At 51.0% G+C, this 23,670-nt stretch carries 37 protein-coding genes; 4 read left to right on the top strand and 33 right to left on the bottom strand.

Translation table 11 applies throughout. The annotated features are described in order from the left end of the window. Window positions 1-118: 118 nt before the first annotated feature. The gene (locus tag HV832_RS12960) at window positions 119-787 is read right to left on the bottom strand and encodes a c-type cytochrome (protein ID WP_176804255.1); all 669 of its coding nucleotides are present in this window, start codon (window positions 785-787) and stop codon (window positions 119-121) included. Window positions 788-987: 200 nt separating this feature from the next. On the opposite strand from HV832_RS12960, the gene yihA reads away from it, so the two are divergent. From yihA to sbcB, 4 genes are all read left to right on the top strand, one after another. Beyond that, window positions 988-1,719 (top strand): ribosome biogenesis GTP-binding protein YihA/YsxC, encoded by a 732-nt coding sequence (gene yihA / locus HV832_RS12965; protein ID WP_176804256.1) that lies wholly within the window; start codon window positions 988-990, stop codon window positions 1,717-1,719. Window positions 1,720-1,897: 178 nt separating this feature from the next. Further along, entirely contained in the window at window positions 1,898-2,899 is a 1,002-nt protein-coding gene (gene hemB, locus HV832_RS12970; protein ID WP_399310739.1) for a porphobilinogen synthase, read from the top strand. Between the two features lie 230 nt (window positions 2,900-3,129). Beyond that, window positions 3,130-4,248 carry a magnesium transporter CorA family protein gene (locus HV832_RS12975; protein WP_176804258.1) on the top strand — a complete coding sequence of 373 codons (1,119 nt, stop codon included), beginning with the start codon at window positions 3,130-3,132 and terminating at the stop codon, window positions 4,246-4,248. 81 nt (window positions 4,249-4,329) lie between these two features. Further along, window positions 4,330-5,772, top strand: a complete 1,443-nt coding sequence (gene sbcB / locus HV832_RS12980) for an exodeoxyribonuclease I (protein ID WP_176804259.1) — start codon at window positions 4,330-4,332, stop codon at window positions 5,770-5,772. 72 nt (window positions 5,773-5,844) lie between these two features. Here the strand turns inward: sbcB and HV832_RS12985 are convergent, their stop codons facing one another. The 32 genes from HV832_RS12985 to rpsJ form a co-directional block, all read right to left on the bottom strand. Then, on the bottom strand, window positions 5,845-6,483 hold the full coding sequence (locus tag HV832_RS12985; protein WP_176804260.1) for a peroxiredoxin: 639 nt from the start codon (window positions 6,481-6,483) through the stop codon (window positions 5,845-5,847). 150 nt (window positions 6,484-6,633) lie between these two features. Beyond that, a complete protein-coding gene (dsbD, locus tag HV832_RS12990; protein ID WP_176804261.1) occupies window positions 6,634-8,466 on the bottom strand; it encodes a protein-disulfide reductase DsbD in 1,833 nt (610 codons plus the stop codon). A 4-nt stretch (window positions 8,467-8,470) separates the two neighbouring features. Then, entirely contained in the window at window positions 8,471-8,803 is a 333-nt protein-coding gene (gene cutA, locus HV832_RS12995) for a divalent-cation tolerance protein CutA (protein ID WP_176804262.1), read from the bottom strand. A gap of 76 nt (window positions 8,804-8,879) precedes the next feature. After that, complete coding sequence (gene rplQ / locus HV832_RS13000; RefSeq protein WP_176804263.1) at window positions 8,880-9,275, bottom strand: 50S ribosomal protein L17; 396 nt, start codon at window positions 9,273-9,275, stop codon at window positions 8,880-8,882. Window positions 9,276-9,384: 109 nt separating this feature from the next. Then, window positions 9,385-10,362: a DNA-directed RNA polymerase subunit alpha gene (locus HV832_RS13005; protein WP_176804264.1), complete on the bottom strand. Its 978-nt coding sequence runs from the start codon at window positions 10,360-10,362 to the stop codon at window positions 9,385-9,387. Between the two features lie 104 nt (window positions 10,363-10,466). Then, the gene (rpsD, locus tag HV832_RS13010) at window positions 10,467-11,090 is read right to left on the bottom strand and encodes a 30S ribosomal protein S4 (protein ID WP_176804265.1); all 624 of its coding nucleotides are present in this window, start codon (window positions 11,088-11,090) and stop codon (window positions 10,467-10,469) included. Window positions 11,091-11,274: 184 nt separating this feature from the next. Further along, window positions 11,275-11,679 (bottom strand): 30S ribosomal protein S11, encoded by a 405-nt coding sequence (gene rpsK / locus HV832_RS13015; RefSeq protein WP_176804266.1) that lies wholly within the window; start codon window positions 11,677-11,679, stop codon window positions 11,275-11,277. A 31-nt stretch (window positions 11,680-11,710) separates the two neighbouring features. Then, entirely contained in the window at window positions 11,711-12,076 is a 366-nt protein-coding gene (gene rpsM / locus HV832_RS13020) for a 30S ribosomal protein S13 (RefSeq protein ID WP_176804267.1), read from the bottom strand. Window positions 12,077-12,103: 27 nt separating this feature from the next. Next, window positions 12,104-12,217, bottom strand: coding sequence for a 50S ribosomal protein L36 (rpmJ, locus tag HV832_RS13025; protein ID WP_014004415.1), 114 nt, complete (start codon window positions 12,215-12,217; stop codon window positions 12,104-12,106). 32 nt (window positions 12,218-12,249) lie between these two features. After that, entirely contained in the window at window positions 12,250-12,468 is a 219-nt protein-coding gene (gene infA, locus HV832_RS13030; RefSeq protein ID WP_005663428.1) for a translation initiation factor IF-1, read from the bottom strand. Between the two features lie 26 nt (window positions 12,469-12,494). Further along, entirely contained in the window at window positions 12,495-13,829 is a 1,335-nt protein-coding gene (gene secY / locus HV832_RS13035; protein WP_176804268.1) for a preprotein translocase subunit SecY, read from the bottom strand. A gap of 25 nt (window positions 13,830-13,854) precedes the next feature. After that, a complete protein-coding gene (rplO, locus tag HV832_RS13040) occupies window positions 13,855-14,286 on the bottom strand; it encodes a 50S ribosomal protein L15 (protein ID WP_162021770.1) in 432 nt (143 codons plus the stop codon). 28 nt (window positions 14,287-14,314) lie between these two features. Continuing rightward, window positions 14,315-14,494 (bottom strand): 50S ribosomal protein L30, encoded by a 180-nt coding sequence (rpmD, locus tag HV832_RS13045; protein WP_176804269.1) that lies wholly within the window; start codon window positions 14,492-14,494, stop codon window positions 14,315-14,317. A gap of 10 nt (window positions 14,495-14,504) precedes the next feature. Next, window positions 14,505-15,023, bottom strand: coding sequence for a 30S ribosomal protein S5 (rpsE, locus tag HV832_RS13050; protein ID WP_176804270.1), 519 nt, complete (start codon window positions 15,021-15,023; stop codon window positions 14,505-14,507). 12 nt (window positions 15,024-15,035) lie between these two features. Next, entirely contained in the window at window positions 15,036-15,398 is a 363-nt protein-coding gene (rplR, locus tag HV832_RS13055; RefSeq protein ID WP_176804271.1) for a 50S ribosomal protein L18, read from the bottom strand. A gap of 12 nt (window positions 15,399-15,410) precedes the next feature. Beyond that, entirely contained in the window at window positions 15,411-15,944 is a 534-nt protein-coding gene (rplF, locus tag HV832_RS13060) for a 50S ribosomal protein L6 (protein ID WP_176804272.1), read from the bottom strand. 10 nt (window positions 15,945-15,954) lie between these two features. Beyond that, a complete protein-coding gene (gene rpsH / locus HV832_RS13065) occupies window positions 15,955-16,350 on the bottom strand; it encodes a 30S ribosomal protein S8 (protein WP_176804273.1) in 396 nt (131 codons plus the stop codon). Window positions 16,351-16,364: 14 nt separating this feature from the next. Beyond that, window positions 16,365-16,670, bottom strand: a complete 306-nt coding sequence (rpsN, locus tag HV832_RS13070; RefSeq protein ID WP_176804274.1) for a 30S ribosomal protein S14 — start codon at window positions 16,668-16,670, stop codon at window positions 16,365-16,367. 7 nt (window positions 16,671-16,677) lie between these two features. Beyond that, window positions 16,678-17,217, bottom strand: a complete 540-nt coding sequence (gene rplE / locus HV832_RS13075) for a 50S ribosomal protein L5 (RefSeq protein ID WP_176804275.1) — start codon at window positions 17,215-17,217, stop codon at window positions 16,678-16,680. A gap of 4 nt (window positions 17,218-17,221) precedes the next feature. Further along, the gene (rplX, locus tag HV832_RS13080; RefSeq protein ID WP_176804276.1) at window positions 17,222-17,536 is read right to left on the bottom strand and encodes a 50S ribosomal protein L24; all 315 of its coding nucleotides are present in this window, start codon (window positions 17,534-17,536) and stop codon (window positions 17,222-17,224) included. A gap of 9 nt (window positions 17,537-17,545) precedes the next feature. Next, window positions 17,546-17,914: a 50S ribosomal protein L14 gene (gene rplN, locus HV832_RS13085; protein WP_006464924.1), complete on the bottom strand. Its 369-nt coding sequence runs from the start codon at window positions 17,912-17,914 to the stop codon at window positions 17,546-17,548. A gap of 238 nt (window positions 17,915-18,152) precedes the next feature. Further along, on the bottom strand, window positions 18,153-18,425 hold the full coding sequence (gene rpsQ, locus HV832_RS13090; RefSeq protein WP_176804277.1) for a 30S ribosomal protein S17: 273 nt from the start codon (window positions 18,423-18,425) through the stop codon (window positions 18,153-18,155). Beyond that, window positions 18,425-18,616 carry a 50S ribosomal protein L29 gene (rpmC, locus tag HV832_RS13095; protein WP_176804278.1) on the bottom strand — a complete coding sequence of 64 codons (192 nt, stop codon included), beginning with the start codon at window positions 18,614-18,616 and terminating at the stop codon, window positions 18,425-18,427. Before rpmC ends, rpsQ begins: the two co-directional genes overlap by 1 nt. Window positions 18,617-18,628: 12 nt before the next feature. Then, entirely contained in the window at window positions 18,629-19,048 is a 420-nt protein-coding gene (rplP, locus tag HV832_RS13100; RefSeq protein ID WP_176804279.1) for a 50S ribosomal protein L16, read from the bottom strand. A gap of 2 nt (window positions 19,049-19,050) precedes the next feature. Beyond that, on the bottom strand, window positions 19,051-19,875 hold the full coding sequence (rpsC, locus tag HV832_RS13105; protein WP_176804280.1) for a 30S ribosomal protein S3: 825 nt from the start codon (window positions 19,873-19,875) through the stop codon (window positions 19,051-19,053). Between the two features lie 9 nt (window positions 19,876-19,884). Beyond that, entirely contained in the window at window positions 19,885-20,217 is a 333-nt protein-coding gene (gene rplV, locus HV832_RS13110; protein WP_176804281.1) for a 50S ribosomal protein L22, read from the bottom strand. 6 nt (window positions 20,218-20,223) lie between these two features. Further along, complete coding sequence (gene rpsS / locus HV832_RS13115; RefSeq protein WP_007875308.1) at window positions 20,224-20,499, bottom strand: 30S ribosomal protein S19; 276 nt, start codon at window positions 20,497-20,499, stop codon at window positions 20,224-20,226. Window positions 20,500-20,509: 10 nt separating this feature from the next. After that, window positions 20,510-21,337: a 50S ribosomal protein L2 gene (gene rplB, locus HV832_RS13120; RefSeq protein ID WP_176804282.1), complete on the bottom strand. Its 828-nt coding sequence runs from the start codon at window positions 21,335-21,337 to the stop codon at window positions 20,510-20,512. Window positions 21,338-21,339: 2 nt separating this feature from the next. Beyond that, window positions 21,340-21,654, bottom strand: coding sequence for a 50S ribosomal protein L23 (rplW, locus tag HV832_RS13125; RefSeq protein ID WP_176804283.1), 315 nt, complete (start codon window positions 21,652-21,654; stop codon window positions 21,340-21,342). Beyond that, on the bottom strand, window positions 21,651-22,274 hold the full coding sequence (gene rplD, locus HV832_RS13130) for a 50S ribosomal protein L4 (RefSeq protein ID WP_176804284.1): 624 nt from the start codon (window positions 22,272-22,274) through the stop codon (window positions 21,651-21,653). Before rplD ends, rplW begins: the two co-directional genes overlap by 4 nt. Window positions 22,275-22,277: 3 nt before the next feature. Further along, on the bottom strand, window positions 22,278-22,934 hold the full coding sequence (rplC, locus tag HV832_RS13135) for a 50S ribosomal protein L3 (protein ID WP_176804285.1): 657 nt from the start codon (window positions 22,932-22,934) through the stop codon (window positions 22,278-22,280). A gap of 211 nt (window positions 22,935-23,145) precedes the next feature. Next, on the bottom strand, window positions 23,146-23,463 hold the full coding sequence (rpsJ, locus tag HV832_RS13140) for a 30S ribosomal protein S10 (RefSeq protein ID WP_176804286.1): 318 nt from the start codon (window positions 23,461-23,463) through the stop codon (window positions 23,146-23,148). Between the last annotated feature and the right edge of the window lie 207 nt (window positions 23,464-23,670).

Below are 23,670 nucleotides of genomic sequence, written 5' to 3' on the forward strand. Positions count from 1 at the left end.
TAGCACAACCTGTGCAATAAGCTGCGACAACAACACCAAAATGTGCGCCAGCCCTGAATCTGAAAAAAAGGGGATGGCATTACGCCACCCCCTCCCTGTTTTTACAACTGCGTCGGAATTACTTCAGGCCAGCCACGTAATCAGCCACTGCCTTCATTTCGTCGTCAGACATTTTCTTGGAAATAGTGACCATCTGGGCGCTGTTTTTACGTGCACCGGTACGGAAATTGGTCAGCTGGGCAATCGTGTAATCCTGGTGCTGGCCGGCGATGCGCGGGAACTGGGCAGGAATGCCTGCGCCATTCGGACTGTGGCAGCCGGCGCAGGCCGGAACATTCTTTTCTGCGATACCACCGCGGTAAATCTGCTTGCCAAGTTCAACGATGTCTTTATTTTTCGCAGCACCTGGCTTGGACTGTTGCGCAGACAGATAGGCTGCGAGGTTTTTCATGTCTTCCGGTGTCATTGCCTTGGCGAAGGTTGTCATGACAGGATTGTTGCGGTCTGCGCCAGTAAAGTCCTGAAGTTGCTTGGTAATGTAAGCCTCGTGCTGTGCTGACAGTTTAGGATTTACCGTGATGGTCGAGTTACCGGCAGCGCCGTGGCAGGAAGCGCAGGCAACAATACCGCGTGCCGCGTCACCGTTGGTGAACAAAGCTTCGCCTTTTGCAGGATCGGCCTTTGCAGTTTTGGCTGGCTCGTTAGCGTATGCGGCGGAAGCAATCGCTGAAACAGCAAGAACAGCGACGTGGAGGGACTTCAAACATGGTAAGAAAGCACGGTTCATTCAAACACCCTGAGACTAAATAAGAGAAATCTGTCCTGATGGCGACACATTGCTGCCTGGTCCGTACGCATCAGCCGATGAAACCTTCCTGCAAAGGAAAGGACTTGCTTGTTGCTGCCCATTACCTAACCCCTTATTGTACAATAGCTTTCAGGCGTTTTTACCGCTGACTGTTGCATTTTTCAATTTTTCCTTTCCCTATGTCTATCCTTTGGCAAGCCCGCTTTTTTACCACGGTAAATCACTTACGTGATCTGCCGCGTACCCATGTGCCGGAAATTGCCTTCGCCGGCCGTTCTAACGCCGGAAAATCAACCGCTATTAATACACTATGCAATCAGAAGAAGCTTTGTTTTGCATCAAAAACGCCTGGTCGCACCCAGCACATTAATTTTTTCTCGATCGGCGGCGCGCACGTCGGCCAGCATCGGAAAGACGAAACCCGCGTTGACGAAATTCGCGCCCTGCTGGTTGATTTGCCTGGCTATGGCTACGCTGAAGTACCTGGTGTTGCCAAAGATCACTGGAACCAGTTGCTCGGCGCCTATGTACAGCGCCGCACCCAGCTCGCAGCGCTGGTGCTGGTGATGGATGCACGACGCCCGTTCACCGATCTGGACCGGCAGATGCTCGAATGGTTTGCGCCATCCGGCAAACCAGTGCACTGCATCCTGACTAAAGCAGACAAGCTGAACCGCAATGAATCCGCCAATGCTTTGCGCCAGGCCAAAGCCGTGCTGGCCGAATACAGCGATGATGAAGGTCCGCTGTTTCCGTACAGCGTACAGCTGTTTTCTGCCCTGAAGCGCACCGGTATAGAAGAAGCCGATACCAGGGTCCAGCAACTGGTGGGGCTCGATCAGCCGCTGCCGGTCACTCCGGAAGCATCTGGTTCGCCGGATCACGGAGAAGATATGGTGGTACCGGAATAAAAAGCCCCCGGCCGGTCAGCCGGGGGAAATAACAACCGTTCGAATAGGGACGAACGGTGCCCGCTCAGGGAGGAGAAGCGGTAGGCTCGGAGATCATTCCTTACCTGTGCTTTAAGATGTGCCTACTTAAAAAAAGTTTCATTTAATTTTTTCTCAAATTCTACTCATCATGCCCTCAATGAAACCTTCTCAATACCCCGCTGTGCGTATGCGCCGCATGCGCAAAGATGCGTTTTCACGCGCGCTGATGCGCGAAAACACGATTACCACCGCCGATCTGATTTATCCGGTTTTCGTTATCGATGGAAAAAATCAGTCGGAGAAAGTCGCCTCGATGCCTGGTGTCGAGCGTGTTTCGGTCGATCTGCTGCTTGGCGTGGCAGAAGAATGCGTGGCGCTGGGAATCCCGGTCATGGCATTATTTCCCGCCATCAGCCCGACACTGAAAACGCCGGACGGTGTGGAAGCCACCAATCCCGACGGTCTGATTCCGCGTGCGATCCGCGAGCTCAAGAGCCGCTTTCCGGAACTCGGCATCCTGACCGACGTTGCGCTTGATCCGTACACCAGTCATGGGCAAGACGGTATCCTCGACGCGAATGGCTATGTGCTGAACGATCAGACAGTGGACATGCTGGTACGTCAGGCGCTGACACAGGCACGTGCCGGTGCCGATATCGTGGCGCCCAGCGACATGATGGATGGCCGCATTGGTGCTATCCGCCATGCGCTCGAATCGCATAATTTCATCCACACCCGCATCATGGCGTATTCGGCGAAATATGCGTCTGCATTTTATGGTCCGTTCCGCGATGCGGTCGGCTCAGCGGCGAACCTCGGAAAAAGCGACAAAGCAAGTTACCAGATGGATCCGGCCAACAGCGATGAGGCGCTGCGCGAAGTAGCGCTCGATCTGGCTGAAGGCGCCGACATGGTGATGGTCAAACCGGGCATGCCGTATCTGGATATCGTCCGCCGCGTCAAGGATGAGTTCAAGGTTCCGACCTTTGCCTATCAGGTCAGCGGCGAATACGCGATGATCAAGGCGGCCGCGCAGAACGGCTGGCTGGATCACAACAAGACCATGATGGAAGCCATGCTGGCATTCAAACGCGCCGGCGCTGACGGCGTGCTCACGTATTTTGCACGCGACATTGCACGTCTGCTGAAACATGCCTGATTTCGGCTCAATTCCAGCTTAAATCCGGCGCAGTCCGGTGTTCCGGTCAGTCGCTGCCTGCTTATGGCCTGACCGGAACGATCACGCTCACTTATCATTGCGTTTTTCACCACACCCTTCACTTCACCGACATTTTTCCGTCAGGGTTTTACGCGCCAGCAGACAATGCCTCTGCCACGGCAATCAATGCGTTACACTGCTATGCATCATGATTTTCCACGACAGCACGCATGGATATTTTTCACATTACCGATCATCAGGTGCTGCTTAATCCGGCAACCAGCCAGCAAGCGCAGGCCACGTTTCTCTGGCTCAACACCACGCATGATGACGTGGGTGCGAATCCGGAAGCATGGCGCGCGGAAGTCGAACGCATTACCGGCATTCATCTTTACGATCTGCATCTGGCCGATGCACTCAACCTGAGCCATCCTTCGTATTTCGACAACGCGCATGATTATGAAATGCTGGTATTCCGCAAACTGGCGCTCAATGGTGAAACAAGCGTCGCCCCGGAAAACGCGGAACAGCAAAAACGAAAAATCCCGGCAGCGCTAAATAAGCTGGTGACCCAGCCGGTTGCCTTTTTCCTGCTGGACAACGCACTGATCACGGTCCGCGATGCGAAAAGCCGCACCATCGAAACGGCGCGTCAGAAGTTATTGCACCACCGCCAGAAGGCCGAATCCAGTCCGCATGCGGGCAGCAGATTGCCGGCCTCGCCGGCAGACCTGATGCTGCGTCTGCTCAATGCCATGGTGGATCAGTATCTGGAACTGCGTCAACCGTTAACGCAGCAACTGGATCGCTGGCAACATGCACTGCTGGACCCGCGCCGCCCGTTCAACAACTGGATGGCATTGCTCGATTCGCGTCTCGAATTACGCAAGCTCGATAACCTGTGTGAGGAGCAGCACGATGCGCTGCAGGAATTGCGCGATCATATCGTGGATACCCACGACGGCAGCAACGACGATCACGGCCGCGCCAAAGACTTGCTGCTGGTGCGGACGAATGATGTGATGGAACATATCAGCCGGGTTCTGAACCATGCGCGGCGGCTGGAAGCTGCGCTGGAGTCCGCAGTGCAGATTCATTTTTCGGCCATGGCGCACAGAACCAGCGAAATCATGCGCACCCTCACGGTCATCACCGCCTTGTTCATGCCGCTGACGCTGATCACCGGCATCTTCGGCATGAACTTTGAGATCATGCCACTGCTGAAGCACCCGGCCGGCTTCTGGATCGCTATGGGCAGCATGGCTATCATCGTCCTGCTTCTCTTGATTTACTTCCGCAGCCAACGCTATCTGGAAGACCGGGCACGTAAGCGATATTCACAAAAATAGGGAGTATCAATAAAAAGCAGGCTATCCTCCAGGTAATGCTTGGACTTTCACAGATACTCTCCCCAGTATATTTTGACGCTAATGACAACATCTTCACCAAACCACAGCTTTCTCTGGCACGACTATGAAACTTTCGGTGCTGTACCGCGACGCGACCGGCCCGCACAGTTTGCCGCCATCCGCACCGACGCGGAGCTGCGCGAAACCGGCGAGGAAATCATGCTGTACTGCCAGCCGGCACCCGATTTCCTGCCCGATCCGCAATCCTGCCTGATCACCGGCATCACGCCGCAAACCTGCCTCGAACTGGGTGTGCCGGAACATAGTTTTGCACAGCAGATAGAAGCCCTGTTTTCGCAGTCCGGCACCATCGGCGTCGGCTATAACACCATACGTTTCGATGATGAAGTGACCCGCTTTTTGTTCTGGCGCAACCTGATCGATCCCTATGCGCGGGAATGGCAAAACCAGTGCAGCCGCTGGGATTTGCTGGACGTTGTGCGCACTGCCTACGCCCTGCGTCCGGAAGGCATCCAGTGGCCGCTGAATGATGAAGGTAAGCCAAGTTTCAAGCTGGAGCATCTGAGTGCAGCTAACGGTTTAACACATGAAGCAGCGCACGATGCCTTATCCGATGTGCGCGCTACCATTGCCCTCGCCCGCCTGCTGCGCGAGAAAAATCCCAGATTATTTGATTTCTGCCTCGCGCTCCGGAAAAAAGACCGGGTCATGGAAGAAATCGGCTGGCCGCTCAAAAAACCTTTCCTGCACATCAGCGGCATGTTTCCTGCGGAGCGGGGTTGTCTCGCGGTCGTCTGGCCGCTGGCGATGCACCCGGTCAATAAAAATGAAATCATCGTCTGGGATCTGCAACATGACCCTGCCGGGCTGACCGACTTGAGTGTGGAGGACATTCGTCTGCGCATGTTCAGCAAAACTGCCGATTTGCCGGAATGTGTCAGCCGGTTACCGGTGAAAACCATCCATATCAACAAGTCACCGATCGTCATCAGCAATCTGAAAATCCTCAGTCCCGACCGCGCCGGCCATTGGGGAATTGCCATGCCGGAGATCATGGCGCACGCCGAGCGTGCGGCCGCACTGCCGGACATGAGCGCGGTCTGGGAAGCCGTCTTTGAACGTCCGCCAGCAACAGCCAGCGATGTCGACGAAGACCTGTATAACGGTTTTATCAGTCCGGCAGACCGGAAAATCCTGAATCAGTTGCGCAGCCTCGATCCGGACCGGCTTGCCCGCCATGCAGCCAGTTTTCAGGATACTCGGCTGGAAGAGCTGCTGTTTCGCTACCGGGCCAGAAATTTTCCGGCCACGCTGACGGAAGAAGAAAGCCAGCTGTGGGAAGAACATCGCGCCAGCCGGCTGCATGATGGTGCGGGCAATGCACTCACCGCAGAGCAGTTTTTTGAACGTATCGACCAGCTGTCTGAAGACGCTGATGAACGTGCCGAAGAAATTCTGGGGGCATTGTACGACTATGCCGAACACATCGTGCCAACCCGCTGAACAAACCGGTCAGCGCCCAGTAAAAATCCCGGCCATCGGAAGATGTCGGGATGCGAAACAAGCCAGGGGCGCTTACTTATTCGGTTGCGGCGTGATGCGCAGATAAGGCTTCGGCGCCCGGTAGCCTTTCGGGTATTTTGCACGGATCACGTCTTCATCTTTGACGGATAAAGGAATGATCACGTCATCACCATCCTTCCAGTTGCCCGGCGTGGCGACGGTGTAACCATCGGTCAGTTGCAAGGCATCGATCACGCGCAGCACCTCATCAAAATTCCGGCCTGTACTGAGCGGGTAAGTGATAATCAGGCGAACTTTTTTTGCCGGATCAATGATAAACAGGGAACGGACGGTTACTGTCTCCGACTGGTTCGGGTGGATCATGTCGAACAGCGTGGCAACCTTGCGGTCTGCATCGGCAATAATAGGAAAGCCAACCACGGTTTTCTGGGTCTCCTCAATATCCTTGATCCACTGCAGATGGGAATCTGTACCGTCTACCGACAGGGCAAGCGCCTTCACGTTACGCTTGTCAAATTCCGGTTTGAGTCTGGCAGTCAGACCAAGTTCGGTCGTGCAGACGGGCGTGAAATCAGCCGGATGCGAAAACAGCACCACCCAGGAATTTCCCGCCCACTCATGAAACTTCAGCTTGCCAACGGAAGAATCCTGCTCAAAATCGGGGGCGATATCGCCTAAACGTAAAGTCATATTAATCTCCTGAAAAGACAGAGTTTGACTATAGTCGGCGCAACCGCAGGATTCAAGAACAGAGAAGTTGAATGCTTATATTATCCGAAATATAAGCGTTCAGAGACAGGAGTCTGGCGCAGCCGTATTTGCACGGCGCGCCATATATGATTAGTGCGCAGGTGTGGTTTTGCTCAAAGACTGCAAAAACTTCTCCGCGTTCTGATAACCGACGACGCGGGTGCTGGTTATCTCTTTACCCTGTGCATCAAAGAAAATAATGCCAGGTGGGCCAAATAATCCAAACCGCTTCAACAATGCCTTGTCTTCCGCACTATTTGCCGTCACGTCTGCCTGCAACAGCAACATCGTATCCAGCTTCTGCCTGACTTGCGGATCGGTAAAGGTCAGTTTCTCCATTTCCTTGCAGGACACGCACCAGTCGGCATAGAAATCCAGCATCGCGACTTTGCCTTTATTCTGCGCCAGAGCAGCGTCCAGCTCCGCCACACTGCGTACCCGCATGAACGTCACGCCATGTTGCTGCGTCCCCAGCAGATGCGCAAGCGGCGCGTATACATCACGCCCACCGGTACTGACGCCGACCAGCTGCGTCAGCCCCAGCGCCGCAAACAGCACTGCGACCGTTTTAGCGAGCATGGATGCACGGTGAAACAGCAGCAGAAATGCGGCATATCCCAGCAACAGCAAAGCCCAGCCCGACATCTGCAGCCAAACTGGAATCACCGGAGAAATCATCCACAATGCCATTGCCAGCATCAGTACGCCAAAAAACTGCTTGATGCTTTCCATCCACATGCCGGCGCGCGGCAGCAAACTACCCGCCGACAAGCCGAGCAACAATAACGGAACACCCATGCCTAAGGCAATCGCAAACATTGCTGCACCGCCGACCAGCACATCACGCGTCTGGCTGATATAGACCAGTGCGCCAATCAGCGGGCCGGTGACGCAAGGCCCGACAATCAGGGCAGAAATAGCGCCCATCAGAAACACACCGAACAATTTTCCCAGACGGCTGTCGCGCTGGCCTTCAGAGATGGCGGTCAGACGCGTTTGCAGCGCGGCGGGCATTTGCAGCTGGTACAGGTTAAACATCGACATGGCGAGTATCACCATGAACAGCGAAAATGCGCCCAGCACCCAGGGATTTTGCAAAGTCGCAGCCAGACCTTCTCCTGCCAGCCCGGCAGCGACCCCCATTCCGGTGTAGACCAGCGACATGCCCAGCACATACGCGACCGACAACAGGAAAGCGCGGACACGACTGACGTCAGCGCCTTCGCCAACGATGATAAATGACAGAATCGGCACCATCGGCAACACACAAGGTGTCAGCGACAAGCCCAGCCCCAGCACAAAAAACAAAGGCAGAATCACCAGTAATTTCCCGCTTTTTAACGCGGCGCTGATGCTGCTATCACTGCCCGGCAAACCGGTTGTAGCCGACGGATCCTGCTTCACATCACTCGCAACAGCCTGATTGCCGATGACATCAGAAGTTGCAGATGTGACAGCAGTTCCAGCCTGTAAGACAAACTCACTTTCCTGCGGCGGATAGCACAGTCCCTGGTCGGCACAACCTTGGCGTACCACTTTCAGATGAAATTCTCCTTTAGCCTGAACCGGAATCCGGACAAGCAGCGCATGCCGGTAGGTTTCAACTTCCTTTTGAAAGGTCTCGTCAAATTTGATTTTGCCGGCAGGTAAAACCGGTGCGCCAAGTTGTGCATCCGGCGATGTGAATTTCAGGCGCTCACGATAGAGGTAATATCCATCGGCCACCCGCAGCTTCACCTCCACCCTGTCAGGGGCGACCATTTTTGCATCGGCTGTGAACGCGACTTCAGGATCCAGAAAGTCATCCGCGGCAGCGACCGGCATCCAGACCAGACACGCGCTGATCAATAGGAATCGGCAAAATGCGGAAACAAAATGCCAGTAAGGTAAAAAGACTTTGATCTTCCGGTTGGAATGCTGCATAGAATTAATTTCCTGTTTGTTCTCTGATCCATTGCAGGTAAGCGGGTAAGCCATCTACGATTGGAATCGCAATAATTTCGGGAAGCTGATAGGGGTGCATTGAAATAATCAGCCGCTCCACTTCAGCATACAGATGTCGAACGGTCTTGATCTGAAGGGCGACCTCGGTTGCGGTCTCTTGTTTTCCTTCCCATATATACATGGACAGCATTTCTGGCATGACGTTCACACAGCCCGCCAGTTTTTGCAGCAATAACTGATTTGCCAGCTGCACTGCCATGCTGCGGTCAGGACAATTGCAAAGTATCAGCAAACCATTGTCTTTGAGATTTTTCATACCTGCCATTGTAACGGGGTCAGAATAAAAAAAAGCCCGGACCAGCCGGGCTTTTTTTCATTGAAGCATACTGCAATTACTCAGCAACCGGAGCATCGGCTGCGTCAGTGATTTCAGGACGATCAAGCAGCTCAACAAAAGCCATCGGTGCATTGTCGCCAACGCGGAAACCCATTTTCAGGATACGCAGATAGCCGCCGTTGCGGGTTGCATAACGTGGGCCCAGTTCGGCAAACAGCTTCTGGACGATTTCGCGATCGCGCAGACGGGAAAATGCCAGACGTTTGTTAGCCAGCGTGTCGGTTTTACCCATTGTCAGAATCGGCTCGACAACGCGGCGCAATTCTTTTGCTTTAGGCAGCGTTGTTTTGATCGCTTCATGACGCAGCAGGGAAACTGTCATGTTGCGCAACATTGCCAGACGATGGGAGGAGGTACGGTTCAGCTTACGTAAGCCGTGACGGTGACGCATGGTATTTCCTTTCAAGTTTAAAAATTTCCAGCTCTTCTATCACCAGATGGTGCGGGCCGGTAGGTGCTGCTATTAAGCCGGGCAGCAGCATTGCTGCCCGGAGTACAAATTATTTTTCCAGACCGGCTGGTGGCCAGTTTTCCAGCTTCATGCCCAGAGACAGACCACGGGATGCCAGCACTTCTTTGATTTCATTCAAAGACTTACGACCCAGATTTGGCGTCTTCAACAGTTCATTTTCGCTACGCTGGATCAGATCACCAATGTAGTAAATGTTTTCTGCTTTCAGGCAGTTTGCGGAGCGGACTGTCAGTTCCAGATCATCGACCGGACGCAACAGTACAGGATCAACTGCAGGCGCACGGGATGGTGCTTCGGCAGCAGCTTCAGTACCTTCCAGTGCAGCGAACACGTTCAATTGATCGACCAGCACCCGTGCAGATTGGCGAATCGCTTCCTCTGGAGAGATCACGCCGTTGGTTTCGATGTTGATGACCAACTTGTCCAGATCGGTACGCTGTTCCACACGAGCAGATTCAACTGCGTAAGATACGCGGCGAACCGGCGAGAAGGAAGCGTCCAGAATCATACGGCCAATGGTTTTGTTCGCATCTTCAGACAAACGACGGACATTACCTGGCACATAGCCACGGCCTTTTTCCACTTTGATCTGCATATCGAGCTTGCCACCGGCAGTCAGATTGGCAATCACGTGATCCGGGTTGATCAGCTCCACGTCATGTGGCAGATCGATATCGGATGCCAGCACAGCGCCTTCGCCATCTTTCTTCAATGTCAACGTGACTTCATCACGATTGTGCAACTTGAACACGACGCCCTTCAAGTTCAGCAGGATGTCCACAACGTCTTCCTGAACGCCATCGAGGGATGAATACTCATGCACAACGCCGGCGATCGTGACTTCGGTTGGTGCATAACCTGTCATCGTAGACAACAACACACGACGCAACGCATTGCCCAAAGTATGGCCGTAACCGCGTTCAAACGGCTCCATCACGACTTTTGCGTGACCAGGGCCGAGCATTTCCACATCGATAATACGTGGTTTCAACAGATTTGTTTGCATGAAATGTCCTTTTCAATACCCTCGGTTCGTTACACCGATAAGGCTGATGGCATTAAAGAAAAAAGCCTGCCTGTAGCAATACAGGCAGGCGGTGAAACTTAAAATTAACGAGAATACAATTCAACGATCAGGGATTCGTTGACGTCGTGAGCGATGTCACTGCGATCTGGCATGGACTTGAAAGTACCTTCCATTTTCTTCGCATCAACAGCAACCCAGGATGGCATGCCGGACTGCTCTGCCAGAGACAGCGCTTCAACGATACGCACTTGTTTTTTCGCTTTTTCACGAACAGCAACAACGTCACCGGCTTTTACCTGGTAAGAAGCGATGTTCACGACGAGACCATTAACGGTGAATGCCTTGTGGCTGACCAGTTGGCGTGCTTCTGCACGTGTGGAGCCAAAGCCCATACGGTAAGCGACGTTATCCAGACGAGATTCCAGCAATTTCAACAATGTTTCGCCGGTATTGCCTTTTTGACGGTCAGCTTCAGCGAAATAACGGCGGAACTGACGCTCCAAAACGCCGTACATACGCTTGACTTTTTGTTTTTCGCGCAACTGGTTACCGAAGTCAGAGGTACGCGCACCAGAGGTGCGACCATGCTGACCTGGCTTTGCATCTAGTTTGCATTTGGAATCTAAAGAGCGGCGTGCGCTTTTCAGAAACAGATCTGTGCCTTCGCGGCGGGAGAGTTTGGCCTTTGGTCCGATATAACGTGCCACAGTATTTTCCTTTATCAATGACGCAGCTAGAACTGCGCTAGTCTGATCTACCTGCTATCAGACAGTGGTCTTAAAGTCTGAAATTTTCCAGACAAAATAAATTTACCAACACAAAACCCGCCAACAAAATGGCGGGTCTGCATTCTAACGGAAATTCCGCCAGAATGCCAGCAACATTCGTTGCTTAGATACGGCGACGCTTTGGAGGGGGGCAGCCGTTATGCGGAACTGGAGTAACGTCCTGGATCAAAGAAATCTTGATGCCCAGGTTGTTCAGTGCGCGCACAGAAGACTCGCGGCCTGGGCCTGGGCCCTTGATACGAACTTCCAGATTTTTGATACCGCATTCAACAGCGACTTTACCTGCGGCTTCCGCTGCAACCTGCGCTGCAAACGGAGTCGACTTACGAGAGCCTTTGAAGCCGGCACCACCAGCTGTTGCCCAAGACAAAGCATTGCCTTGACGATCAGTGATCGTGATGATGGTATTGTTGAAAGAAGCGTGAACGTGAGCGATACCTTCAGCAACGTTCTTTTTAACTTTCTTACGAGCACGTGCTGCTGCTGCGTTATTTTGAGCTTTTGCCATAATGTTTTCCTTGGATCCGGGCTAGCCTGGATTATTTCTTCAAAGACTGCGCTGCTTTACGTGGGCCTTTGCGTGTACGCGCATTGGTGCGTGTACGCTGACCACGGACAGGCAAACCTTTACGGTGACGCAAGCCGCGATAGCAACCCAGGTCCATCAAACGCTTGATGTTCATGGACAATTCACGACGCAAATCGCCTTCTACGATGAACTTACCGATTTCATCGCGCAGCTTTTCGAGTTCGTTGTCATCCAGATCCTTGACCTTTTTAGTTGTCAAAACACCCGTTGCTTCACAGATTTTCTGTGAACGTGGACGACCAATACCATAGATAGCTGTCAAGCCGATTACGGTATGTTGATGATTTGGGATATTAACCCCTGCGATACGTGCCATTCGTTATTCCTCGTTCAATAACGTTAATTAACCTTGGCGCTGTTTATGGCGTGGTTCTGTGCAGATAACACGAACAACACCTTTGCGCTTGATGATTTTGCAGTTGCGGCAAATCCGCTTAACTGATGCGAGAACTTTCATTTTTGCCCTCTTCCCTTCTTGTTCACTTTAATTTACTTGGTACGGAACACTATTCGCGCCCGGCTCAAATCATAAGGCGTCAATTCCACTGTCACCTTATCACCTGGAAGAATGCGGATATAGTTCATTCGCATCTTCCCGGAAATATGGCCTAGTACAACATGCCCGTTTTCCAACTTAACTCGAAATGTTGCATTCGGAAGATTCTCAAGAATCTCGCCCTGCATCTGTATAACGTCGTCTTTTGCCATTCGATCTGCTCAGTTCCTTGAGGCTGTTACCGCGAAGGAATACCGCCTTTGAAATTTGCTTTGCGAAGAAGCGATTCATACTGCTGTGACATCACGTAGTTCTGAACCTGAGCCATGAAATCCATAGTCACCACCACAATAATCAGCAGCGAGGTACCACCAAAATAAAATGGCACTTTCCATTTCGCAATCAAAAATTCAGGCAACAAACATACCAGCGTAATATAAACCGCACCAGCCAGTGTCAGGCGCATCAGAATCTTGTCGATATAGCGTGCGGTCTGGTCGCCAGGACGAATCCCTGGAACAAACGCGCCGCTCTTCTTCAGATTATCAGCGGTTTCCTTGCTGTTAAACACCAATGCGGTATAAAAGAAGCAGAAGAAAACAATGGCAACTGCATACAACAACGCATGAATCGGTTCACCTGGCGCCATCGAAGCAGCAAGATCCTTCAGAAAGGTAATGACACCGTTCGTCGAGTCCGCTCCTTTAGCAAACCAGCTGGTGATGGTCGCAGGAAACAAAATAATGGAAGAAGCAAAAATCGGAGGAATCACGCCTGCCATATTCAGCTTCAAAGGCAAATGACTACTTTGCCCGCCATAGACTTTATTCCCTACCTGACGCTTGGCATAATTCACCAGAATCTTACGCTGACCGCGTTCGATGAACACCACCATGAAAGTCACCGCCGCGGCAATCACGCAAATCAGCAATACGGATGCAGGATGCATTGAGCCGGTGCGAACCAGCTCAAACATACCTCCGAGTGCATTAGGCAAACCCGCAGCAATACCTGCAAAAATAATGATAGAGATACCATTACCCAGACCACGTTCAGTAATCTGTTCACCCAACCACATCAGAAACATGGTTCCGGTCACCAGTGTCACCACTGTCGTAAACCGGAATGCCATACCAGGGTCAATCACCAGACCAGGCTGTGCTTCCAGTCCGAACGCAATGAAATACGCCTGCACTGTTGCCAAAGCCAGAGTTCCATAACGCGTATATTGCGTGATTTTCCTTCTGCCAGATTCACCTTCTTTTTTCAGCGCCTCCAGTTGCGGAGAGACGATGGACAGCAACTGCATGACAATCGATGCTGAGATGTACGGTGTAATGCCGAGTGCAAACACGGCAAAACGCGACATCGCTCCACCGGAGAACATATTAAACATCCCCAGAAGACCGCCTTGGTTTTGTTTAAATAAGTCCGCCAGTGCGGCAGGATCGATACCAGGTACTGGCACATGCGCACCAATCCTGTAGACAACCAGTGCTGCCAGCAAGAACCAGAGTCGACCCCATGGAAACCCGCTTGCTGCACTTTTAGCTTGTTGTGGAGATGTTGCCAATTATTGCTCCGGTGTCTGCACTGAATTAAGCGATGGTACCGCCAGCAGCTTCGATTGCAGCTTTAGCGCCTTTAGTGACGATCAAGCCGTTCAAAGTAACTTTCTTGGAAATTGCGCCAGACAGAATCACACGTACTGTACGTGCGAGTTCAGAAACGACACCAGCTTGTTTCAAAGCCAGGATATCGATTTCGGTCACTGGCAGGTTTTCCAGGTCAGTCAGACGAACTTCTGCTTTAAACGGTGTTGCCAGTGATTTGAAACCACGTTTTGGCAAACGGCGTTGCAGAGGCATCTGGCCACCTTCGAAACCGACTTTATGAAAGCCGCCCGAACGGGACTTCTGACCTTTGTGACCACGGCCAGCTGTTTTACCTAAACCAGAACCGATACCGCGACCAACACGACGTTTGTAGTGTTTAGCGCCATCAGCTGGCTGAATGTTATTCAATTCCATAATTTGCTCCGATCGAAAACCTGACGGCTTACGATACAACCTTCACAAGATACGAGACTTTATTGATCATGCCACGTACTGCTGGTGTGTCCTGCAATTCAGAAACTGAATTAACACGACGCAGGCCCAGACCACGCACTGTCGCACGGTGATCCTGACGTGTACCGATCAGACCTTTGACCAACTGCACTTTTACTGTCTTAGTCATCGCGCTCTCCTTAACCGAGAATTTCTTCAACGGTCTTGCCACGCTTTGCAGCGATTTCAGATGGAGTACTCATCTTAGCCAGACCATTCAAAGTTGCACGAACCATGTTGTAAGGATTGGTGGAACCGTTGGACTTAGCCACAACGTTTTCAATACCCATTACTTCAAAAATCGCGCGCATTGGACCACCAGCAATAACGCCAGTACCTTCTTTTGCAGGAGAGATCATGACGGAAGATGCACCATGCTTGCCTGTAACGGTGTGCTGCAAAGTACCGTTCTTCAAAGTCACTTTAATCATCTTGCGGCGCGCTTCTTCCATCGCTTTTTGTACGGCAACAGGAACTTCTTTCGACTTTCCTTTACCCATACCGATACGGCCATCGCCATCACCAACGACTGTCAATGCAGCGAAACCCATGATACGACCACCCTTAACCACTTTGGTTACACGGTTGATCGCGATCATTTTTTCGCGCATGCCATCATCCGGCTTGTCGGCTGCTGTTTTTGCTTGCATTTTTGCCATGACAAATTTTCCTTAGAACTTCAGGCCAGCTTCGCGGGCAGCTTCTGCAAGCGCCTTGATGCGGCCATGGTAACGGAAACCGGAGCGGTCAAACGCAACTTCGGTAACCCCTGCTTTGATTGCCTTCTCTGCTACACGCTTGCCGATCAAAGTCGCTGCTGCGGCATTGCCACCAGCACCGGATTTGCCAGCCAATTCTGCACGTACTTCTGCTTCTACTGTCGAAGCAGATGCCAACACTTTGGCATCTGGGCCAATGATGTTTGCATAGATGTGCAGATTGGTGCGATGCACGGCCAGGCGGTTCACTTTGAGTTCTGCGATCTTGGCACGGGTTTGACGTGCGCGGCGCAGACGTGATTGTTTCTTGTCCATCGTCAACCCCTATTACTTCTTCTTGGTTTCTTTAATCACAACCACTTCGTCCGCATAACGGACACCCTTACCTTTATAAGGCTCTGGGCTGCGGTATGCACGGACTTCAGCTGCCACTTGACCAACCTTCTGCTTATCAACCCCTTTGATCAGGATTTCAGTAGGTGTTGGTGTTGCGCATGTAACGCCTGCTGGCATCTGATGTACAACTGGATGTGAAAAACCTAAAGACAAATTCAATTTATCACCCTGGGCTTGCGCTTTGTAACCAACGCCGACCAATGTGAGTTTGCGCTCAAAGCCTTTAGTCACGCCGTTAACCATATTGTTGACCAGTGCACGCAGTGTGCCCGTCATCGCATTGGCTTCACGACCGTCATTGGCCGGAGAAAAACTCAAAGTGCCGTTGTTGTTTGCAACTGCCACCAAGCCATTCAGGCTTTGTGTCAATGCACCCATAGGACCTTTTACTGTAATCTGCTCTGCTGAAATTGCGACTTCCGCACCTGCCGGCAAAGCGATTGGCATCTTACCTACTCGAGACATCTTTCACTCCTTAGGCGACGTAGCAAATCACTTCGCCACCAACACCGGTTGCGCGCGCTTTGCGGTCAGTCATGACGCCTTTTGGTGTGGACACAATCGCCACGCCCAAACCGTTCATGACGCTTGGAATCTCGTCTTTACCTTTGTAAATACGAAGACCTGGGCGAGATACACGCTCCAAGCGTTCAATAACAGGACGTCCTGCATAATATTTCAGGCCGATTTTTAATTCGGACTTACCTGCAGTTTCTAAAACTGCGAAATCTTCAATGTAACCTTCGTCTTTCAGTACGTTGGCAATTGCCACTTTTACCTTAGAAGACGGCATCGCAACGACAGTTTTCTGAACAACTTGTGCGTTACGAATGCGGGTCAGCATATCGGCGATAGGATCGCTCATACTCATTGCTTATTCTCCTATTACCAGCTGGCTTTAGTCATACCCGGGACTTCACCACGCATGGCGACTTCACGGAGTTTAATACGGCCCAGACCGAATTTACGGAATGTGCCACGCGGACGACCTGTCAATGTGCAGCGATTGCGCTGGCGGGTCGGGTTAGAATTACGTGGCAATGCCTGCAACTTCAGGCGAGCGATATAACGCTCTTCTTCAGTTTTCGACTGGTCATCAATGATGGCCTTCAGTTCGGCGCGCTTACCAGCGAATTTCTTCACCAGATCTGCACGTTTTTGCTCACGATTAATCAGTGCCAATTTTGCCATGGCGACCTCAGTTTCTGAACGGAAATTTAAATGCGGCGAGGAGTGCTTTCGCTTCTTCGTCGGTCTTTGCTGTTGTCGTGATACTGATATTCATACCACGCAATGCGTCGATCTTGTCGTACTCGATCTCAGGGAAAATGATCTGTTCCTTGACACCGATATTGTAGTTACCACGACCATCAAACGCACGACCAGAAACACCACGGAAGTCACGCACACGTGGCAGAGCCACAGTGATGAAGCGATCCAGGAATTCATACATCTGAGCGCCACGCAAAGTTACCATACAGCCGATTGGATAACCTTCACGGATTTTAAAACCAGCGATCGCTTTGCGAGCCTTGGTAACAACTGGCTTTTGACCAGCAATTTTTGTCAGATCACCAACCGCATGCTCAATGATCTTCTTGTCTGCAACTGCTTCAGACAAACCCATGTTCAGGGTGATCTTCAGGATGCGAGGAACTTCCATGACTGACTTGTATGCATACTTTTCAGTCAGTTCACCGACGATCTTCTCTTTATATAATGCTTGTAGACGGGCCATGATGTTATGCCTTCACAACTTCGCCAGTCGACTTATAGACGCGGACTTTCTTACCATCCACGACCTTGAAGCCTACACGGTCTGCCTTGCCGGAAGCTGCATTAAACAACGCAACATTCGACACATGAATCGGCATCAATTTATCAACGATGCCACCAACTGCGCCAGTCATCGGATTTGGCTTAACGGCCTTCTTGGCAACATTAACACCAGCGACAACAACATAATCGCCATCGATGCAAGCCTGCACCTGACCGCGCTTACCTTTGTCTTTACCTGTTAAGACGATGACTTCGTCGTTTTTACGAATTTTATTCATCACGACCCCTTACAGCACTTCTGGAGCCAGAGACACGATTTTCATAAAACGCTCAGTACGCAACTCACGCGTCACTGGGCCGAAAATACGAGTGCCGATAGGCTCAAGCTTTGCATTCAACAATACTGCGGCATTGCCATCAAATTTGACCAACGAGCCATCCTGACGACGAACACCCTTAGCTGTTCTCACAACAACGGCGTTGTAAATTTCACCTTTTTTTACACGACCGCGTGGAGCAGCAGATTTCACAGTGACTTTAATAACATCACCGATACCCGCATAACGACGCTTGGAACCGCCCAATACCTTAATGCACAAAACTTCGCGCGCACCAGTATTGTCAGCCACTTCCAGCCGGCTTTCTGTTTGAATCATAATGTTCTCTTTCCCAACTTAATCCACACAACCTGCACAATGCAAGCCTGTAGTCAGTCTTGGTCCTGCCAGCCAACCCCTACATAACCTGCAATGCACGAGCCAACTGATTAGGTGGACGATTTTTTTTAACCACTCTCACAGCGAGGAGTGCTGCGAAAGACATTTAGGCTGCCACCTGCACTTTGCAAATGACAGCCCATTATTATTACACCAAAAAAAATTTTGTGCAATAAATTTATACGACTTGTGCTACTTGAACCACACGAGTGACTGTCCAGGCTTTCGTCTTGGAGATTGGACGACCTTCCTGAATCTCAACTGTGTCGCCTTCTTTTGCCTGGTTCGCTTCATCGTGCGCGTGGTACTTTGCAGTACGGACGATGATCTTGCCATACAAAGGATGTTTGACGTGACGCTCAACCAGTACGGTGACTGTTTTGTTCATCTTGTCGGACACAACCTTGCCAATCAATGTGCGCTTCAATGCCACTTTTACTTGATCGTTCATTATTTGGCATCCTTCTGATTCATGACGGTTTTCACACGAGCGATGTCACGACGAACTTTCTTCAACTGTGCTGTATTTGTCAGTTGCTGAGTAGCGATTTGCATACGCAGGCTGAACTGAGCTTTCAGCAAATCATTGAGTTCCTTAGTCAAAGCCGCTTGATCCTTACCTTGGAGTTCAGATACTTTCATTTACAACTCCTATTATTGACCGACTTGGCGAACGACGAAAGTCGTTGCTAACGGCAACTTCGCTGCCGCCAGACGGAACGCTTCACGTGCGAGCGATTCATCGACACCATCCATCTCGTACAACATTTTGCCTGGTTGAATTTCGGCAACATAGTACTCAGGATTACCTTTACCATTACCCATACGGACCTCTGCAGGCTTCTGGGAAATTGGCTTGTCCGGGAAAATACGGATCCAGATGCGGCCGCCACGTTTGATGTGACGTGTCATTGCACGACGCGCAGCCTCGATCTGACGCGCTGTGATACGACCACGGCCAACCGCTTTCAAGCCAAACTCACCGAAGGAGACTGCTGTACCGCGGGTATGCGAGATACCTTTGTTACGGCCTTTTTGCTCCTTGCGATATTTTCTGCGTGCTGGTTGCAGCATGATTATTCTCCTGCTTTCTCAGCTGGTGCTGCATCAGCTTTTGCGCGTACACGCTTAGCTGGAGCTGCTGCGCCAGTTGTATTTTGCCCTTCAGGACGCTTGGCACGTGGACGGCTGTTTGGCTTGCCATCGTCACGACGCGGACCACGACGTTTTTTGTCGTCTTCCGGTGTCGATTCGATCACAGGCGCATCGCCGTTTGCCAAACGATCACCTTTGTAGACCCACACTTTGACACCGATGATGCCGTAAGTTGTGGATGCTTCACCGAAACCGTAGTCGATATCAGCGCGCAGTGTATGCAGAGGCACACGGCCTTCGCGATACCATTCTTTACGTGCGATTTCGATACCGTTCAGACGACCGCCGGACATGATCTTGATGCCTTGTGCACCCAGACGCATTGCGTTCTGCATCGCACGTTTCATCGCGCGGCGGAACATGATGCGCTTTTCGAGCTGCTGAGCGATCGAATCTGCAATCAGTTGCGCATCGATTTCTGGCTTGCGGATTTCTTCGATGTTGACGTGAACTGGCACGCCCATCATCTTGGACAAATCTGCTTTCAGAACCTCGATATCTTCGCCTTTTTTACCAATCACAACACCTGGACGGGAGCTGTAAATGGTAATACGTGCATTTTTCGCCGGACGCTCAATAACGATACGGCCTACGGAAGCGTTTTTCAGTTTCTTCTTCAGGTAATCACGTACCTTCAGATCTTCACCAAGCATGGAGGCAAAATTACTGTTGCCCGCATACCAGCGCGAAGACCAGTTGCGTGTTACCGCCAGACGAAAACCGGTTGGATGTATCTTCTGTCCCATCGTGACTCCTTAGTTACCAACAGTCACGTAGATGTGACAGGATTGTTTAGAGATACGATCACCGCGACCTTTAGCGCGTGCTGTGAAGCGCTTCAGAATCGCACCTTTTTCGACATAGATAGTCTTTACTTTCAGCTCGTCGATATCTGCGCCATCGTTATGCTCGGCGTTCGCAATTGCGGACTCCAGCACTTTCTTGATGATCGCAGCACCTTTTTTAGGGCTGAAAGCCAGGATATTCAATGCCTGATCTACTTTTTTACCGCGGATCAGATCTGCCACCAGGCGACCTTTTTGCTCAGACAGACGCACACCGCGCAGAGTTGCTTTAGTTTCCATCATCGGTCCTTATTTCTTAGCCTTTTTATCGGCAGCGTGACCCTTGAACGTACGGGTCAGCGCAAATTCGCCGAGTTTGTGACCAACCATGTTCTCGGAAACATAAACCGGCACGTGCTGCTTGCCGTTATGCACCGCAATGGTCAAACCGATGAAGTCCGGCATAATTGTCGAACGGCGGGACCAAGTTTTGATTGGCTTTTTGTCTTTAGTTGCTTGCGCAGCTTCGACTTTCTTCACCAGATGGGCGTCGCAGAACGGCCCTTTTTTCAATGAACGTGTCATGTGTTATCCCTTATTTCTTACCACGGCGTGAGACGATCATCGAAGTAGTACGCTTGTTGCGACGTGTCTTCTTACCCTTGGTCTGTTGACCCCATGGAGATACTGGATGACGACCGGCTGCTGTTCTACCTTCACCACCACCGTGTGGGTGATCGATCGGGTTCATGACCACACCGCGAACGGTAGGACGAACGCCGCGCCAGCGCATTGCACCAGCCTTACCAATCTTACGCAGATTGTGTTCGCCGTTACCAACTTCACCGATCGTTGCACGGCATTCGATATGAATGCGACGCACTTCACCGGAGCGCAGACGAACCTGAGCGTAAGTACCTTCACGCGCCATCAGCACAACGCCAGCACCTGCTGTACGTGCGATCTGAGCACCCTTGCCTGGCAACATTTCTACGCAGTGCATAGTTGTACCGACAGGGATATTGCGGATAGGCAGGCAGTTACCTGCCTTGATCGGAGCCTGAGAACCATTCATCAACTGATCGCCGGCTGCAACGCCTTTAGGAGCAATGATGTATGCACGTTCACCGTCCGCATAGCACAACAATGCAATGTGTGCTGTACGGTTAGGATCGTATTCAATACGCTCTACTTTTGCAGGAATACCATCTTTGTTGCGTTTGAAGTCAACAACACGGTAATGCTGCTTATGACCACCACCGATATGGCGGGTAGTGATGTGACCGTTGTTATTACGGCCAGCAGTTTTGGATTTCTTTTCCAACAAAGCAGCGAATGGACGACCTTTGAACAGGCCCTCTGTCACTACTTTCACCATACCACGACGACCTGGTGAGGTTGGCTTCATCTTAACGAGTGCCATGATTATGCCCCCTCAGTGAAGTTGATTTCCTGACCCGGCTTCAAGCATACGAAAGCGCGCTTTGTATGATTGCGACGGCCAGTAAATCTACCGGTACGTTTTTGTTTACCTTGACGATTTGCCACCTGTACAGACTCAACCTGTACTTTGAACAGCAATTCGACGGCAGCCTTGATTTCTGGCTTGGTTGCATCTGGGGTCACCAGGAAAACCACTTGCTCATTCTTTTCAGCAACCATGGTTGCTTTTTCAGAAATCACAGGAGCCAGCAACACCTTCATCAGGCGTTCTTCGCTATGTTTGACTAATGCGCTCATGCCAGCATCTCCTCAATCTTTGCCAGTGCCGGCTTAGTGATCAACACTTTCTTGTAGAACACCAGAGAAACTGGATCAGCATAACGTGGCTCTACCACCAGAACGTTAGCCAGGTTACGTGCTGCCAACATCAGATTTTCGTTAAATTCATCAGTGATGATCAGAACGGAATCCAGGCAACCCAACGCCTTGAGCTTTTCAGACAACAATTTTGTCTTAGGTGCATCAACAGCAACATTCTCAACCACTTGCAGACGGTCTTCACGAGCCAACTGAGACAGGATCGAGCAGATACCTGCGCGATACATCTTTTTGTTCACTTTGTGAGAGAAGTTTTCGTCTGGCGTATTCGGGAATATACGCCCCCCCCCGCGCCAGAGTGGAGAAGAGGACATACCAGCACGTGCACGACCAGTGCCTTTTTGGCGCCATGGCTTTTTAGTCGTGTGATGAACCTCTTCGCGGTCTTTTTGCTTGCGGTTACCGCTGCGAGCATTAGCCTGGAATGCAACGACGACCTGATGAATCAATGCTTCGTTGTAATCACGGCCAAAAATTGTATCAGGTGCTGCGACATTTGCCGCTGCCTGACCTTGTTCGTTTAGGAGCTTCAGTTCCATGGATTAGGCTCCCTTCTTGGCTTTAACTTTAACAGCAGGAGATACAATCACCTGACCATTTTTTGCACCCGGCACAGCACCCTTCACCAGCAACAACTGGCGATCAGCATCAACACGAGCGATTTCCAGATTTTGCACAGTGCGCTTCACATCACCCAGATGACCAGTCATGCGCTTACCAGGGAAAACACGACCTGGATCCTGCGCCATACCGATAGAACCCGGGACATTATGGGAACGGGAGTTACCGTGAGTAGCACGACCAGAAGAGAAGTGATAACGCTTGATGGTACCGGCATAGCCCTTACCAATTGTCACGCCCTGCACATCCACTTTCTGACCAGCCTCGAACAAACCGACAGGCACAACATCGCCAGCCTTGAGTTCAGCAGCCTTAGCAGCATCAACACGGAATTCTTTTAAGACAGTACCAGCTTCAACACCTGCTTTTGCGAGGTGACCGGCAGCCGCTTTAGTTACGCGGGATGCACGGCGCTGACCGAAAGTAACCTGAACAGCAGAGTAACCGTCTGTTTCAGGAGTTTTGACTTGCGTCACGCGGTTGTTGGACACATCCAATACTGTAACCGGAATAGAATCCCCGTCATCAGTAAAGATACGCATCATACCAACCTTGCGACCAACTAGGCCCAAGCTCATTATTTTCTCCATTCTCACCTACGATTGGGTGAGGCTGATGTTTAAAAAACTTAAACAAATAGGCCAGCCGAAGCTGACCCACATCTAAGCCTTCCATTATAGCCCGTGATTTTTTAATTCACAAGCAAAAATATTTGAAAATTTAAAAATTTGTGGTATGTCAAACTGCCACCGATTTTTTGGAATTCAAAGAAAGAAGGCAGCAATACGATTATTGCAGCTTGATTTCAACATCCACGCCAGCTGGCAAATCAAGCTTCATCAAAGCATCAACAGTTTTATCTGTAGGATCAACAATATCCATCAGGCGCTGATGAGTACGGATCTCAAACTGATCACGGGAAGCCTTGTTGACGTGCGGGGAACGCAGTACGTCAAAACGCTGAATACGTGTTGGCAAAGGAACCGGACCCTTAACAACTGCACCAGTGCGCTTCGCTGTTTCAACGATTTCCAGCGCGGACTGATCGATCAGCTTGTAGTCAAATGCTTTCAGGCGAATGCGGATTTTTTGATTCTGTGTAGACATGTCATATCCTATAAAGAACGAGCCGTCACATCAGGGAGGACGGCAATTTTACAAAGAGCGAATTTAAAACAAACGGGCTATCACACCTAAAAAGTGAGATAGCCCGCTAGTGTACTACAAATTTCGAGTTTTCAACGTTTATCGGTTTAATTTTCGCCGACAAATAGTAAATACAGATTACTCGATAATCTTGGCAACCACACCCGC

The sequence above is a fragment of the Cognatundibacterium oligocarboniphilum genome (assembly GCF_013377855.1).
Classification (GTDB): domain Bacteria; phylum Pseudomonadota; class Gammaproteobacteria; order Burkholderiales; family Burkholderiaceae_D; genus Undibacterium; species Undibacterium oligocarboniphilum.